14 protein-coding genes are annotated in these 13,864 nt (G+C 59.8%); 8 read left to right on the top strand and 6 right to left on the bottom strand.

The genetic code is table 11. From position 1 onward, the window contains the following. Position 1 precedes the first annotated feature (1 nt). Genes V2B23_RS25960 through V2B23_RS25950 form a run of 3 tightly spaced genes read right to left on the bottom strand, consistent with a single transcriptional unit; the run spans position 2 to position 3,240 of the window. Complete coding sequence (locus tag V2B23_RS25960; protein ID WP_430952934.1) at positions 2-1,375, bottom strand: ABC transporter substrate-binding protein; 1,374 nt, start codon at positions 1,373-1,375, stop codon at positions 2-4. A 54-nt stretch (positions 1,376-1,429) separates the two neighbouring features. Further along, positions 1,430-2,284 (bottom strand): carbohydrate ABC transporter permease, encoded by an 855-nt coding sequence (locus V2B23_RS25955; RefSeq protein ID WP_430952933.1) that lies wholly within the window; start codon positions 2,282-2,284, stop codon positions 1,430-1,432. After that, a complete protein-coding gene (locus V2B23_RS25950) occupies positions 2,284-3,240 on the bottom strand; it encodes a carbohydrate ABC transporter permease (RefSeq protein WP_430952932.1) in 957 nt (318 codons plus the stop codon). Before V2B23_RS25950 ends, V2B23_RS25955 begins: the two co-directional genes overlap by 1 nt. Before the next feature lie 343 nt (positions 3,241-3,583). On the opposite strand from V2B23_RS25950, the gene V2B23_RS25945 reads away from it, so the two are divergent. Together V2B23_RS25945 and V2B23_RS25940 are read left to right on the top strand one after the other, a co-directional pair. Next, positions 3,584-4,402: a DeoR/GlpR family DNA-binding transcription regulator gene (locus V2B23_RS25945; protein WP_430952931.1), complete on the top strand. Its 819-nt coding sequence runs from the start codon at positions 3,584-3,586 to the stop codon at positions 4,400-4,402. Then, positions 4,402-5,091, top strand: coding sequence for an HAD family hydrolase (locus V2B23_RS25940; protein WP_430952930.1), 690 nt, complete (start codon positions 4,402-4,404; stop codon positions 5,089-5,091). The genes V2B23_RS25945 and V2B23_RS25940 overlap by 1 nt, the downstream gene beginning before the upstream one ends. A 55-nt stretch (positions 5,092-5,146) precedes the next feature. Here V2B23_RS25940 and V2B23_RS25935 read toward each other — a convergent pair whose 3' ends face one another. Then, positions 5,147-6,244, bottom strand: coding sequence for an ABC transporter ATP-binding protein (locus V2B23_RS25935; RefSeq protein WP_430952929.1), 1,098 nt, complete (start codon positions 6,242-6,244; stop codon positions 5,147-5,149). Positions 6,245-6,400: 156 nt separating this feature from the next. On the opposite strand from V2B23_RS25935, the gene V2B23_RS25930 reads away from it, so the two are divergent. From V2B23_RS25930 to V2B23_RS25910, 5 genes are all read left to right on the top strand, one after another. Continuing rightward, complete coding sequence (locus V2B23_RS25930) at positions 6,401-7,039, top strand: hypothetical protein (RefSeq protein ID WP_430952928.1); 639 nt, start codon at positions 6,401-6,403, stop codon at positions 7,037-7,039. Positions 7,040-7,105: 66 nt separating this feature from the next. Then, entirely contained in the window at positions 7,106-8,125 is a 1,020-nt protein-coding gene (locus tag V2B23_RS25925; protein WP_430952927.1) for a hypothetical protein, read from the top strand. Between the two features lie 16 nt (positions 8,126-8,141). Continuing rightward, a complete protein-coding gene (locus V2B23_RS25920; protein ID WP_430952926.1) occupies positions 8,142-9,128 on the top strand; it encodes a hypothetical protein in 987 nt (328 codons plus the stop codon). A gap of 28 nt (positions 9,129-9,156) precedes the next feature. Next, complete coding sequence (locus V2B23_RS25915; RefSeq protein ID WP_430952925.1) at positions 9,157-10,452, top strand: adenylosuccinate synthetase; 1,296 nt, start codon at positions 9,157-9,159, stop codon at positions 10,450-10,452. Continuing rightward, a complete protein-coding gene (locus V2B23_RS25910) occupies positions 10,449-11,108 on the top strand; it encodes an NUDIX domain-containing protein (protein ID WP_430952924.1) in 660 nt (219 codons plus the stop codon). Before V2B23_RS25915 ends, V2B23_RS25910 begins: the two co-directional genes overlap by 4 nt. Positions 11,109-11,138: 30 nt before the next feature. Here the strand turns inward: V2B23_RS25910 and hppD are convergent, their stop codons facing one another. Beyond that, positions 11,139-12,344: a 4-hydroxyphenylpyruvate dioxygenase gene (gene hppD / locus V2B23_RS25905; protein WP_430952923.1), complete on the bottom strand. Its 1,206-nt coding sequence runs from the start codon at positions 12,342-12,344 to the stop codon at positions 11,139-11,141. A gap of 175 nt (positions 12,345-12,519) precedes the next feature. Here hppD and V2B23_RS25900 point away from each other — a divergent pair, with 175 nt between their 5' ends. Next, a complete protein-coding gene (locus V2B23_RS25900) occupies positions 12,520-13,029 on the top strand; it encodes an Lrp/AsnC family transcriptional regulator (protein ID WP_430952922.1) in 510 nt (169 codons plus the stop codon). 12 nt (positions 13,030-13,041) lie between these two features. On the opposite strand, the gene V2B23_RS25895 is transcribed toward V2B23_RS25900, so the two are convergent. Next, positions 13,042-13,803 (bottom strand): IclR family transcriptional regulator, encoded by a 762-nt coding sequence (locus V2B23_RS25895; RefSeq protein WP_033236643.1) that lies wholly within the window; start codon positions 13,801-13,803, stop codon positions 13,042-13,044. Between the last annotated feature and the right edge of the window lie 61 nt (positions 13,804-13,864).

Here is a 13,864-nt window from a genome sequence, read left to right as displayed (position 1 = left end):
GTCAGGCCACCTTGCTTTCGTAGAGTTTGCGCACGGATTCCGTGTCTGCGCGCAGCTTGGTTGCCGTTGCCTTCAAAGTTGCGCCGGCGTCGGCGTTTTCGGTGTACAGCTTCTGAATCGCGGTGCGCATTTCCGTGATGGTGCTCTGGACGTACCGTCGAACCGCGTCAGGTTGGCGAGCGAGTTCCAGTTGGTCGACGGCCAGTTTGTAGTTCGGATTATCGGACATGACCTGACGCACCTTGGTGGAGTTTGCCGCGGAGATGGTCGACGGCAAGTATCCGGTTCCGACGGTCCAGGTCGACGACGCTTCCTCGCCGGACAGATACGCGAGTACCTGGGCGGCGGCTTCCTTGCGTTCCGGGCTGGCATTCTTCATGATTCCGAGTCCGGCACCACCGGTCGGCACGCCGTGGGTGGTCTGTTGAGGCAGGAAGCCGGCACCGACCTCGAACTGGGCACCCTTGATCAGTCCGGTCAGTGATCCGGTGGAGTTGGTGATGGTTGCGACCTGGCCGTTGATGAAGTCGTTGTTGATTTCCTGCGCAAGGTACGCGATCTTGTCGTCGTTGATCACGGCTCGGTCGAACTCTGCTGCGGCAATCGCAGCTGCGGAGTCCACGGTGACGTCCAGGCCGTCGGAGATCGATCCGCCGAAGTTCCAGAGCAGTCCTTGCATGTACCAGTCGTCGGCACCGGTGTACGCCCGCATCTTCAGTGAGTTGCCGTTGTAGTTCTGGCCGGTGATTTGCTTTCCCCACGAGCGGAATTCATCCCATGTCGCCGGGGCGCGATCCGGCAAACCTACGGAAGAGAAGATCTCTTTGTTGTAGTAGAAGAGTGGTGTCGATCGGCCGAACGGGATCCAGTAGGACTCGCCGCGGACAACACCCTCGGTGAACAGACGCTCGTTGAACGTGCTCGGGCCGAAGTTGTTGTCGAAGTATCCACCGAGCGGTTCGAGTGTGTCGTTGAGGAAGAACTTGTTCCACGACACGTCGGAGAAGACGCCGATGTCGGGGATCTGCCTGGCCTGGAGCCCGGCGGCGATCTTCTCGGTGACGCCGTCGTATCCGTTGAACTGCTGAACTTCTGCGTAGATATCGGATTGTGAGCGGTTGAATCCGTCGACCACTCCGGTGAAGACCTCGTGGTTGTTGCCCGACCACGGACTCCAGATGACGACGTTGGTCCTCCCGGCAAATTCGCTGGGGGCCTTGACGTCCGGTGCCGAGAACGAAGCCGTGCCGCCGGCGCTACCGCACGCCGCGAGTACAGGGAGTGCGATCGCCGTCATACCGGCAGCAGTGAGAAAGCTGCGGCGAGAGATGTTCACAGGCTTCTGTGCGGAGCCTGATCGGGCAAATAACGACATGATGGGGTATCTCCTGGAGGATGCTGAACTGGCAGGGGAAGGTCGGAAAACCGATCAGCGTCGAACGGACGCTCCGGCAAGACCGGCGACGATGAATCGCTGGGCAAAAAGAAAGAGCAGCAGCATGGGGAGGACAACCATGGTGGTGCCGGCCATGATTGCGCCCCAATTGTCAACACCCTCACTCTCTTTGAGTGCCATCAAACCGATGGGAAGAGTGCGCATCTGAACGGAATTGGTGACGAGAAGAGGCCAGATAAAGTCGTTCCACTCGTCGATGACAGCGATCAGCGCGACGGTGACAACCGCGGGAACAGACATCGGTAATGCAAAGTAGAACAGCTTGCGGATGTGTCCGGCACCGTCGAGTTCTGCAGCCTCCATGACTTCCTTCGGGAGGCTCAGAAAGTGTTGGCGTAGAAGGAATGTTCCGAATGCGCTCGCGAGTCCGGGCAGAATGATTCCCGCGTAGGTGTTGATCATTCCGAGATTGCCGATGGTGATGTAGTTGAGCAACAGAGTCACGTGCCCTGGCACCATCAAGGCACCCAGGACTGCAAGGAAGATCCACTTCTTGCCCGGAAAGGGAAGGAAGGCAAAGGCATAGGCGCTGAACACTGCCAAGGTGACCTTTGCAGTGGCACCGACGATCGTGACGATCAGTGAGTTGACGAAGAAGTCGCCGAACGGAACGGCATTCCATGCGTGGCTGAAGTTCTCCCACGCCAGGCGGCTGGGGACGAATTGCAGTGGCCACTGGTAGATCTCACTCTCCGGTTTGAACGCCGACGAGATCATCCAGTAGAACGGGATGGCAAAGACGAGGCCGACAACAACAAGTCCGATCCAGGACATACGAAAGCGAATGCGCGCCTTTGCCGGGGTTGTCGTTCTGCTGGGTGCGGACATCAGTAGTGCACTTTCTTCTCGATGAATCGCATTTGGAACACTGTGACGCCCATCAGGACGACAAACATCACCATCGATCCGGCGGCGGCAGTGCCGGCACTGAATGCCTTGAATCCTTCTTGGTAGATGAACCAGCTGAGAGTGGTCGTGGCGCCTGCGGGTCCGCCGCTGGTCATCATCGCGATGACGTCGAAGGACTGAAAGGCGCTGATGACCTGGGTGATGAGGAGGAAGAACGTTGTCGGTGAGAGCAGCGGCATGGTGATGTGGCGGAATGTCTGCCACGCCCCTGCCCCGTCGAGACGTGCCGCCTCGAGGACGTCGGCCGGCATCGACTGAAGCGCGGCCAGGTACACGATGGCTACAAAGCCGACACCTTTCCAGATCGAGACGATGATCAGCGCGGGCATCGCCCACGAACTCGAGGTTGTCCAGTGTGGTGAATCGGCTCCGAACAATCCGAACAGCGCTCGGGACAGTCCGTAGTTCGGATCGAAGATGAACAACCAGATTGCGGCCACCGCTGCGCCCGAGAGAATGTGCGGCGAAAATGCCAGAGCGGAAACGGCTGCCCGTCCTCGTGATTGGCGATTGAACAGGCACGCCAGGGCAAGTCCCACGGTCAGGCTGATGCCGACAATCGCAACAACCCATACCAAGGTCAGGCGCAACACCCGGAGAAACGAAGGATCGTGCAACAACTTGGTGTAGTTGTCGATTCCGACGAACAGCGGCGTCGGAGCGATCATGTCCCATTCGGTGAGGCTGAGATAGATGTTGCCGATGACGGGCCAATATGCGAAGACCGCTATCAGCAGCAGGTTCGGGAAGGTGAAGAGCACAAAGAGCTTGTAGCCCTTGCGTTCACGCCTTCGGGTAGGGCGACCCCGGGTTGATCCGCGACTCACAGGAGCGGAGACCGTCGGCGGTGCCGGGCGTTGAGTTGTCAACGACATGTCGAGACCATTTCTTCCGGGGGTGTCGCTTTCTTGATGCGAGACGGTGAAGATCACATCGACGTTGTTACGTCTTCGTTGATCGCAGTGATCGTTTCACTCGTGCGGATGGTCGTCAAATGGTCAAAACGGGCAGACCTTGCGAGTCTGAGATGGCTCTGTAAAGAACTAAATCACCTATTACGCAGCATATTTAGTGCACAAGACGCTCGCGATGCCGTTGATGGCAAAGCTGAAGTTTCAGTTTGTCATGCCTAAGCTTCTCGACTCGTTCATCGAGCATTCATATCAGGAAGAGTGATATAAATGATTCGTAATCACACCAGCGACAGCAAGGTATTGGATGAGTCGACGATTGATCACCCACACCAGGCAAGAACGGCTGGACGGCATTCTCGAATGCTTGATGGCAGATGAATCGGCGTCCGCACAATCGCTGGCCGCTCACTTCGACATCTCGTTGATGACGGTCCACCGTGATCTCGACGAACTCCAACGCCGCGGCATAGTCCGAAAGTTCAGGGGCGGAGTCAGCATCGAACGAACCAGCAGTTACGAGATTGCGGCACCGCTGAGGCGCCGCATCGCCACCGAACAAAAGTTGGAGATCGGCGCTGCTGCTGCCACCGAGGTCGCGCCGGGGCAAGTGATAATGCTCGACGATTCCACCACCGCCTCCCACATGATCCGCCACTTGATCGAGATCGAAGAACTTCGGGTTGTGACGAACTATCTGCCCTCACTTCGTGAACTGTCCGAAGTGACCGGCATTTCGGTGACCGCTATCGGCGGCGACTTCGACTCCGGTCATGAATCGTTTGTCGGCGAGGGTGCAGCCAAAGCCGTGCGCGAACTGCGCGTCGACGCTTTGTACTTCTCGACGTCGAGTGCTGATGGGGACGGCATGTACCACCAGGAAGAGAAAGTCGTTCGGCTCAAATCGGAGATGATCCGGTGTGCCGGCCGGCGTGTTCTCCTGATGGACAGCTCCAAATTGGCGCACACCTCGCTACATCGAGTGTGTGGGTGGGACGTGATCGACGAGTTGATCACCGATGACGCCGCACCACTGGGGATTATCGAGGACATACGTGCGCAGGGTGTTGTGGTGCGCGTCGTTGCATCCGATCATGTTGAGCTACAAGAGGAAGGGAAGTCCTGATGCTGCAAGCGGTCTTCTGGGACATGGACGGCACATTGGTGGACACCGAGCCGAGTTGGTTTGCGGCGGAGCGTGCCTTGATGTCGCGGTACGGAGTGGAGTGGTCTGACGAACAGGCAACAGCGCTGGTAGGGAAGGCTTTGCCGGACTCTGCTGCGGTCCTTCGAGCGGCAGGGGCGGATCTTACGATCCGCGAGATAGTCGATGAACTGGTGGCCGCTGTCGTGGCGGGCGTTCGGGAGTCGATCGAGTGGCGTCCGGGTGCCCGCGAGTTGTTGGCGCAGGTTCGCGCCGCCGGAATCCCCTGTGTGTTGGTGACGATGAGCGAGGCACCGTTGGCGGAAGCTGTCGCGAGCGCGCTCCCACCGGAAACATTTCAGTTGATGGTTACCGGAGACATGGTCGAGCACGGTAAGCCGCACCCCGAGCCGTACCTGCGAGCCAGAGCAGATCTCTCGGCCCTGACCGGTCCGATCTCCATGGATCAGGTTGTGGCGATCGAGGACTCGATTCCAGGGTTGGCGTCGGCGATTGCCGCGGGTGCCGTCGCAGTGGGCGTTCCCAACATGGTGAGTCTGACGGAAGATCCAGGCGTTGTCCTGTGGGCGACGTTGGCCGGAAAGTCGGTCACGGACCTCGAGGAGTTGGTGGCTGGGCGGGCAGCAACGCTCGAATTGCAGTCCACCTGAGACGGGAAGGTCCCGCCGCAAACGAAACCGCGGCGGGACCTTCGCGATTCAGCGGTTACACGTGGACAGCGGTGTCATCGGTGGACAGGCGGGTGCCGGTGGTCGGGTCGAAGAGGTGCATGTTCTCGACTACGGGTAGAACGTCGAATCGTGAGCCGATCGGCGGCGCGGAATTGCCTTCCTGCCGAATCACCAACTCATGACGCTTGCCGTTGATCAAGGTGTGGCCATAGACGAATGCATCGGCGCCCAGTTCTTCGACGACGTCGACAACGACGGTAATTCCTTTGTCCACCCGCACAAACGACTCCGGCCGGATGCCCACTGTGACGTGTGGTGTCAGTGACGCGTCGGCGACGGAACGCGGAACGCGGTACGCAGTACCGCCGAGTGACATCTCGCCGTCGTCGAGGTCGAGATCGATGAAGCTCATGGCGGGTGAGCCGATGAATCCGGCAACAAAGATGTTGGCGGGACTCGTGTAGAGGCGGCGAGGTGTATCTACCTGTTGCAACACACCGTCTTTGAGTACCGCAACACGATCACCCATGGTCATCGCTTCGACCTGGTCGTGCGTGACGTACACGGTGGTGACACCGAGTCGGCGGGTCAGGGAAGCAATCTGCGTGCGCGTCTGCACTCGCAGTTTGGCATCGAGATTGGACAGCGGTTCGTCCATCAGGAATACCTGGGGATTGCGAACAATGGCTCTACCCATGGCAACTCGTTGCCGCTGCCCACCCGACAGTGCCTTCGGTTTGCGATCGAGGTACTGCTCGAGATCTAGCACTCGGGCGGCTTCGAGCACTCGAGCTTCCCGTTCCTGCTTCGGAACCCCGGCGATCTTGAGGGCAAAGCCCATGTTCGCTCCCACGCTCATGTGTGGATAGAGCGCGTAATTCTGGAAAACCATCGCGATATCGCGATGCTGAGGTTCGACGTCGGTGACATCACGATCACCGATCAGAATGCGACCCGAATCAACGGGTTCGAGTCCGGCAAGCATCCGCAGAGACGTCGACTTTCCGCACCCGGACGGCCCGACGAGTACAAGGAACTCGCCGTCTGGGATGTCCAACTCGAGTTGGTCGAGTGCAGGGCGATCGGTTCCCCCGTACGAACGAGTTGCGCGGTCGAAAGTAACGCTGGCCATGGTGATTCCCTTCACGGGCAGGAACGTGCCCGACGATCCGAGTGAATGAGTGAGCGAGAGTATCGCCTCTGCAACTGAACACGAGCCGGGTAAACGGAGTGTGGCGCACAGCAGAAATGCCGGGTATCGCACTTCCGTAGAACTACAATGCAGCGCATGCTGATTCATCCGACACTTCGCGTGCAGTCCTGGGGTTTCGTGATCGGCTCGACGCTCTTTGCGCTTGGTTCAGCCCCCTACTTGTCGTCGCTTTTCGGAGCAACGCTCGTGAATATTCTCTTCTTTGTCGGGTCGTGGTTCTTTACCGCAGCCGCGATTGTTCAATTGGCGCTCGCCGGTCCCGTCATCGTCACTGATTCGGGTAGGCCAGCGGTACGCGTTGTGTGGTTGTCTGCAGCGGTGCAATTGCTCGGCACCATAATGTTCAATATCAGCACCGGATCAGCTATGCGCACGCTCAATGTTCGTGGGGAGATCAACCTCGTGTGGAATCCCGACGCCGAGGGGTCGATTGCGTTCTTGGTGTCAAGTTTTCTGGCGATACTCATACTGTGGCGCTCGAATACGCGCTGGGCGTCGAGATCGGCGGAATGGCAAAGTGTGTGGCTCAATGCTCTCGGATCTATCGCATTTGGCGTGTCCGCTGTCGGTTCGTTCATTCTGAAAGATGGGAACACGCTTGATCCCAACGTGGCGAACATAGGCACCTTTGTCGGCGCACTGTTCTTCCTGTTTGCTTCTGCGGTACTCCTCGGAAGAAGTCGTCCCGGTGCGCTAGTGGCGGAACCGGCCTAGCAGGACTGTGCCGGCTCGGGAGGTGCCGTCTTGCGCGATCAGTTTTAGTCACTTAGACTAAAACGTATGAACACGGTCAAGAACGAACTCGAAACTGTCGAGGCGGCAGCATCCTCGACCGAGCTGTTCGGAAGTGCCACCGCGGATTTGCAATTGCGCCGGCAGGCGAAGCGTCAATTCCATTGTTTGGTTGCTGCAATTCATCCGGATCGGGCGCAGGCGAGTGATGTTGCGCGATGCGCTGCCGCAACAACTCGGTTGAACGAGCTGTATCGCACGTGGGTGATGGAATCCGAAGTCGCGCAATCACCCGCGACATATGTCGGGGAAAACAACGAGTACGTGCTGGGTGAAGTCCTCGCCCGAGGTTCGGTGGCAACTCTGTACCGTGCGCAGGATCGATCCGGGGCATCTGTTGTGCTGAAGATCCCTCGCGCTCGGCGAGCGAACCTGCTGATGGAGACTGAGAGGTCGGCGCTCACCGACATCAGCGGTGCGCCTTACATCCCGACGCTGGTCGATCGCATTTCGGCGGCCGACCAGGCTTCTGGGGAACTTCGCCGGATCAATGTTCTCGACGATCTGTCGACCGGATTTGTCACCCTCGCCGATGTTCGTCGCGCCTACCCGAACGGCCTCGATCCACGAGACTGGGCCTGGGTGCACCGACGCCTGTTGCGCGCACTTGCGGCAGCTCACCAGGCAGATTGGGTTCATACCGCGATAGTGGAAGAAAATGTGCTGATACAGCCCGAATTGCATGGAGTGGTGCTGGTGGGCTGGTCGTTCGCGACTCGTTCGGGGATGCGGCCGGCTGCAAAGATCAGTTCCTGCCGAAGTGCCTATCCGCCGGAATCTGGCGAAGCGGCTTCCCCGGGGTGGGACGTCTACATGGCACATCGGCTGATGACGACCATGCTCGGAGGCCGAATCCCCAGTCGTATGAGGACTTTTGCACTGGGGTGTATGCAAGACAATCCACGACTACGGCCTGACGCAGTTGATCTTCTCGGAGAGTTCGACGAACTCCTCGAGCTTTTATACGGCGAACGAACCTTTCGGGCGTTTGCCGTCCCCACAATCTGAGAGGCAGTGATTCATCATGGGATACGGAAAATGGGACGACAACACGTACTTGGCGGGCAAGACATTTCGTGCCGCGCGCGGTGTCGACGATTTCGGGTACACCGACACGCTACGGTCGCGTCCCCGAAGCAGTTGGAAAGCAGATCCCACTCTCGATCCGTTCGGTGTAGACACACGAGAATGCCGGGATTCGGACGGTCACCCTGATTCTTTGCCTATTGCAGTGCTTTTCGACGTCACCGGTTCGATGGGTGCCGTTCCGCGCATAATGCAGGACAAGCTCGGGAAGCTGCACGGATTGTTGCAACGCAAAGGATATGCAGACGACCCGCAGATTCTGTTCGGCGGAATCGGAGACGCGGATTCCGATCGGGTTCCCCTGCAGGTAGGGCAATTCGAATCGGGTAATGCGATGGACGAGCAGTTGCGCACCATCTTCCTCGAAGGAAACGGTGGTGGTCAGAAATCGGAAAGCTACGAACTGGCAGCATATTTCATGGCTCGTCACACGAGCACCGACGCTTGGGAGAAGAGGGGCCGCAAAGGTTACCTGTTCATCATCGGCGACGAATTGAACAAGCCGCGACTGTCGGGTCGTCACATTCGCGACGTGATCGGCGACAAGGTTCGGCGCGATATTTCTGTTCCCTCGGTGTATCGCGAACTGGAGCAAAAGTGGAACGTCTACTTCGTGTTGCCCAACCAGTCGTCGTACTTCAACGATCCGGAGATCGCGGACCACTGGACGGATCTCCTGGGTGAGCGCTTCCTCAAGCTTGACGATCCTGCTGCCGTGTGCGAACTCATCGCCCTGACCGTGGGGATCGGTGAAGACCGCATCGACTTGAGTGACGGGTTGGCTGACCTTCGCGATGTGGGATCGACAGCCGAAGCCAAGACGGTGCAAAGGGCACTGGCGAGAATTACGAGAAGGGCGCCCACACGGGTGGCTACATTGCCGAAGGATCTCGGAACAGGCTCGGATGACGTCGATTTCGGCTGAGTTAGGACACAGACTGAGAGAGGACACAATGGACGCTCAGAGTGACATTATTGTAGTCGACCTTGGCTTCGGCGACGCAGGAAAGGGTGCCACGGTCGACTGGCTCTGCTCACCGCAGGCGGATCTCGATGTTGCGGCAGTGGTTCGATTCAACGGAGGTGCGCAGGCTGCTCACAATGTCGTGAACGGAGAACGCCACCACACCTTCTCGCAATTCGGATCGGGGACGCTCAACGGTGTTCCCACCTTTCTCTCTCAGTTCATGCTGGTCGAGCCGATTTCTTTGGCGAGCGAAGCGCGCGCGTTGGAAGCTGTTGGCGTACAAGGCCCATTCGACCTGTTGACCATCGACCGGCGGGCACTACTGACTACGCCGATTCACGTTGCGGCCAACCGGGCTCGTGAGGATGCGCGCGGTGGCAATCGACACGGCTCGTGTGGCAAGGGAATCGGTGAGACGGCGGCGTACGCGCTCGAGCGCCCTGATGCGCCGACTGTCGGCGACTGCCAACGGCCGGATGTGCTCGCTCGCAAGCTCGAGAACCTGGCGGCGTACTACGGACCGTTGATCACCGACAGTCGGCACGGGTATCCCGCGATAGCGGACATGGTCGACATGTACGCGGAATACGCTGCGGTAGTTGATATTGTCGGCCCTGGGGCGCTGGAGTCCATCGGTGCACGTGGCCGATTGATCTTCGAAGGCGCACAGGGTGTCCTCCTCGACGAGTGGCGTGGATTTCACCCGCACACCACGTGGTCGACGGTGGAGCCGTCCAACGCCCGCGCGATGATCGCCGAAATAGGCAGGGAGAGTTATGTACTCGGGGTGACTCGCACGTACACGACGCGTCACGGTGCCGGGCCCTTTCCGGCGGAGGACAGTGCGCTCGGGGCAGTCCTGCCTGAACTGCACAACGGCGTCGGCGAGTACCAGGGGTCATTTCGGGTAGGGCACTTCGACACAATGCTGCTGCGGTACGCGATCGAGGTCTGCGGCGGCGTCGACGGGTTGGCCCTCACGCACCTCGACGCTCTGGAACGTGCGACAACTGCGGGAACTCCGATCCAGGGTGTGGACAGGTACGACGGGTGCGCAGGTGTACCCGTCGGAAAGATACCCGTCGGAGCGTGGAAGGATCTCGAACACCAGACGGCGTTGACGGAAGCGCTGCGGGCCATATCGGCTGTGAGAGGGGACGTTCCGGTAGAAGCCGAGCCGTTTGTCGATTACCTGGGTAGCGAGGTCGGCGTTCCGGTAGTGCTTAGCGCGGACGGACCGGACCGGGCCGACCGTCGGCTTCGCGCCGGCGTGCCTGCATGATGGATGGCGTGGAACAGTCACTTGTCTCGATCGACGTTATCGCTCTGCGTTTCGGCAATCCGGAACCGGGCCAGTTGCGTTTTGCCGTCGCGCAGCGGCAAGCAGAGCCGTACACCGGGCAGCGTGCGTTGCCCGGTGTACTGCTCGGTGCGGGTGAACGACTCCAGGATGCGGCTCGGCGAGCGGTGACCACCAAGCTCGGGCTACCCGACGACGCGATTCTTGCGAGCGGACAGTTGGCGGTGTTCGACGAACCTCATCGAGACCCGCGTGGTCCGACACTGTCGGTCACGATGTGGGCAGTGATCACTTCCGGTGACGTGCCTACGGGTGACATCACCCCGGAATGGGTGAGCTGGGATAACCCGGGTGATCTTGCCTTCGATCACAATCGGATAGTTGCGGACACTCGGCCGATCCTTGCGGACTCTCTGTTGTGGCGCGATCAGGACTTCACTCGGGCTCTGACCGGTGGGTCGTTTCCGGCGTCCTATGCGTTGGCCGTCGCCGAGGAACTCTCCGGCGCCCGTCCGGACCCTGGGAATCTCAACCGCACACTCAAATCCTTGCCCGGACTGGAACGTACCGACGAGCGTGTGCGGGTCAGTACAACGGGTCGCCCGTCTGTGGTGTGGAAGTGGAGCGCAGACGCCTAGAAGTTGCAGAGGTCTAGAAGTTGCAGAGGTCTAGAAGTTTCCGCGCATCGCCTGTTCACGCTCGATCGCCTCGAACAGCGCTTTGAAGTTGCCCAAGCCGAAACCGAGTGAGCCGTGGCGTTCGATGAGTTCGAAGAACACGGTGGGTCGGTCGCCGATCGGTTTGGTGAAAATCTGCAAGAGGTAGCCGTCTTCGTCTCGGTCGACGAGGATGCCTCGTTTCTGTAGTTCGTCGATGGGGACCCGCACCTTCCCGATTCGGGCCCGTAGCTCGGGATCTTCGTAGTACGACGCCGGCGTCGACAGAAACTCGATTCCTTCGGCAACAAGAGCGTCGACCGCGTCCAGGATGTCGGCAGTGGCGAGTGCCAGATGTTGGGCACCCGGGCCTTGGTAGAACTCCAGGTACTCGTCGATTTGGGATCGCTTCTTCGCGATGGCAGGTTCGTTGAGCGGAAACTTGACGCGGTGGTCGCCGCTGGAGACCACTTTGCTCATCAGTGCGGAGTAGTCGGTTGCGATGTCTCCACCGACGAACTCCGCCATGTTGGTGAACCCCATGACGCGGCGGTAGAAGTCGACCCACTCGTCCATCTTTCCGAGTTCCACATTCCCGACGACGTGATCGAGAGCTTGAAAGATGTGCTCGGGTGCACCCTGGCGGGCAACGAATGACGATGTGCGACTGATGTATCCGGGCAGATACGGTCCGTGGTATCCGGACCTGTCGACAAGTGTGTGGCGTGTATCGCCATAGGTGGCGATCGTCGCCAGGCGGACGCTGCCATGATCATCGGTAATGTCGTGCGGTTCGGCAATAACCCGCGCGCCCTGCGTAATTGCGTGCGCTATGGCCTTGTCGACATCGGGGACGTTCAAGGTGATATCGCGGATACCGTCGCCGTGCACGCGATGGTGCTCGATCAACTCGCTCGCCGGGTCTACGGCTCCCTTGACGATGAAACGCACTGCGCCGCTTTCGAGTACAAACGCGTGGTGGTCGCGGTTCCCGGTAGACGGGCCGGAATACGCCACCAACGCCATGCCGAAGGCGGACTGATAGAAGTGGGAGGTCTGGGTGGCGTTGCCGACGATCCACTCGAGGCCGTCCCATCCGTGGACCGGAAAGGGATCCGAAGCGTCGTCGTATTCGACCAGTCCGACCAGTTGGCGTAGTTGTTCGAGATCGAGTCCGGCCAGTCGTTCCTCGTCGGTGATGCTGTGTTCGATGGTCATCTCGGTCCTCCCGGCAGTGTCGCGGTGCGACGGATTCTTCCGATGCATGTAGCTAAGTCCGGCGCGATGCAGCTAGTCAACGGGTGCCCCTCCTACTAGTCATTTCGGCGGAATAGTGCGGGATGGGTGGGGTTTTCCAGTCGCTGTGTATAGGTTGGAAGCTATGGCGGAATCGATGCGGAATGCAGTATCGATCGACGGCCTCGACCTGGCGCTGCTCGAAGCGATGCACACGCATCCGCGGGCAGGCGCCCTCGAACTGTCGAGGGTGACCAGGGTTGCCAGGGCCACTGTGCAGGCCAGACTGCGCCGGCTCGAGGACGGCGGAATCATCGCCGGCTACGAGCCCCATATCGACTTGGCTGCAGCAGGTTTCGGAGTGCAGGCATTCGTGACCCTGGAGATTGCCCAAGGCGCGCTCGACACTGTCACAGTCAAACTCGAAGCCATACCGGGTGTGATCGAAGCATTTGCGACCACGGGAGCCGGTGACGTTCTGTGCCGAGTGGCGGCCGCGTCGCATCAAGGTTTGCAGCAGACCCTGCTCGATCTCAATCGTTCGGGAGTGGCCACTCGCTCCACGAGCGTGATGGTTCTGTCGGTAGTAGTGCCGTTTCGGGCGTTGCCGTTGCTCGAAACTCTCGAGACTCGGAGCTCTGCCAAGGCGCCCGCGTATCGGACGTGACTATTTCCCTGGTCAGCGCAGGTGCTCGCGGCGGGCCATCGTGCTGCGCAACCCTTCGGCGGCTGCACGCAGGACGGTTACCTGGCTCTCGGGCTTGAACCGAGTGGTGGGGCCGGTGACGCTGATAGCCGCCACAAGTTTGTCGTTGCTTCCGAAGACCGGGGCGGCAACACACGTGAGACCTGGTGCTGATTCTTCGCGTTCGAAGGCAACACCGGTTTCGAAGACCCGATCCAGCTGATTGCTCAGGATGCCGGGTGCGACAATCGTGTGCGGGGTGCGCCGGGTCATCGGTGCCGCGAGCACTTCGCGGCGAAACTCCGGATCTGAGTACGCCAGTAAGGCCTTGCCGATTGCCGTGCAGTACAGCGGAATTCGTCCTCCGGTGCGAGAGGGGGAGTTGGCTTGGCGATGCCCACCGATCTTGGCGATGTACACGACGTCATGACCGTCGCGCACACCGAGATGCACAGTTTCGTGGGTTCGCTCGTACAGGTCTTGCAGGAACGGCATCGCCATTTCCAGGAGGCTGCGCTCGAGCGAGGCGAGCATGCCGAGTTCGAACAGGCCGCCGCTCAGGCGGTAGCCGCCCTCGACGCGGTCGAGTAACCGGTTCGCGACCAGTTCACCGGCGAGTCGGTGGACCGTCGCCTTGTGCAATCCGGTCCGGGCGACAAGCGTCGCGAGGGGCACAGCGTGGTCGTCGGGGCGGAAGGCGCGCAAGATCGTCACCGCTTTACCGAGCACGGTGTCGAGGTTTGCGGCACCAGTCATTCGTCGATCGTATCGGTGAGTGAGACATCAGCCTGGCGTAGTGGGGTGCAAGCCTGGAAAG

Source organism: Rhodococcus sp. 24CO (genome assembly GCF_050586165.1).
Taxonomy (GTDB): domain Bacteria; phylum Actinomycetota; class Actinomycetes; order Mycobacteriales; family Mycobacteriaceae; genus Rhodococcus_F.
The sequence above is the reverse complement of the archived record's forward strand: the minus strand, read 5'-3'. Positions and strand labels throughout refer to the sequence as shown.

Coding starts and splice junctions, on each gene's coding strand:
- V2B23_RS25935 (WP_430952929.1), bottom strand. CDS start 6,244: ATGGCCAGCGTTACTTTCGACCGCGCAACTCGTTCGTACGGGGGAACC.
- V2B23_RS25955 (WP_430952933.1), bottom strand. CDS start 2,284: ATGTCCGCACCCAGCAGAACGACAACCCCGGCAAAGGCGCGCATTCGC.
- hppD (WP_430952923.1), bottom strand. CDS start 12,344: ATGACCATCGAACACAGCATCACCGACGAGGAACGACTGGCCGGACTC.
- V2B23_RS25915 (WP_430952925.1), top strand. CDS start 9,157: ATGGACGCTCAGAGTGACATTATTGTAGTCGACCTTGGCTTCGGCGAC.
- V2B23_RS25945 (WP_430952931.1), top strand. CDS start 3,584: ATGAGTCGACGATTGATCACCCACACCAGGCAAGAACGGCTGGACGGC.
- V2B23_RS25900 (WP_430952922.1), top strand. CDS start 12,520: ATGCGGAATGCAGTATCGATCGACGGCCTCGACCTGGCGCTGCTCGAA.
- V2B23_RS25930 (WP_430952928.1), top strand. CDS start 6,401: ATGCTGATTCATCCGACACTTCGCGTGCAGTCCTGGGGTTTCGTGATC.
- V2B23_RS25910 (WP_430952924.1), top strand. CDS start 10,449: ATGATGGATGGCGTGGAACAGTCACTTGTCTCGATCGACGTTATCGCT.
- V2B23_RS25920 (WP_430952926.1), top strand. CDS start 8,142: ATGGGATACGGAAAATGGGACGACAACACGTACTTGGCGGGCAAGACA.
- V2B23_RS25960 (WP_430952934.1), bottom strand. CDS start 1,375: ATGTCGTTATTTGCCCGATCAGGCTCCGCACAGAAGCCTGTGAACATC.
- V2B23_RS25940 (WP_430952930.1), top strand. CDS start 4,402: ATGCTGCAAGCGGTCTTCTGGGACATGGACGGCACATTGGTGGACACC.
- V2B23_RS25925 (WP_430952927.1), top strand. CDS start 7,106: ATGAACACGGTCAAGAACGAACTCGAAACTGTCGAGGCGGCAGCATCC.
- V2B23_RS25950 (WP_430952932.1), bottom strand. CDS start 3,240: ATGTCGTTGACAACTCAACGCCCGGCACCGCCGACGGTCTCCGCTCCT.
- V2B23_RS25895 (WP_033236643.1), bottom strand. CDS start 13,803: ATGACTGGTGCCGCAAACCTCGACACCGTGCTCGGTAAAGCGGTGACG.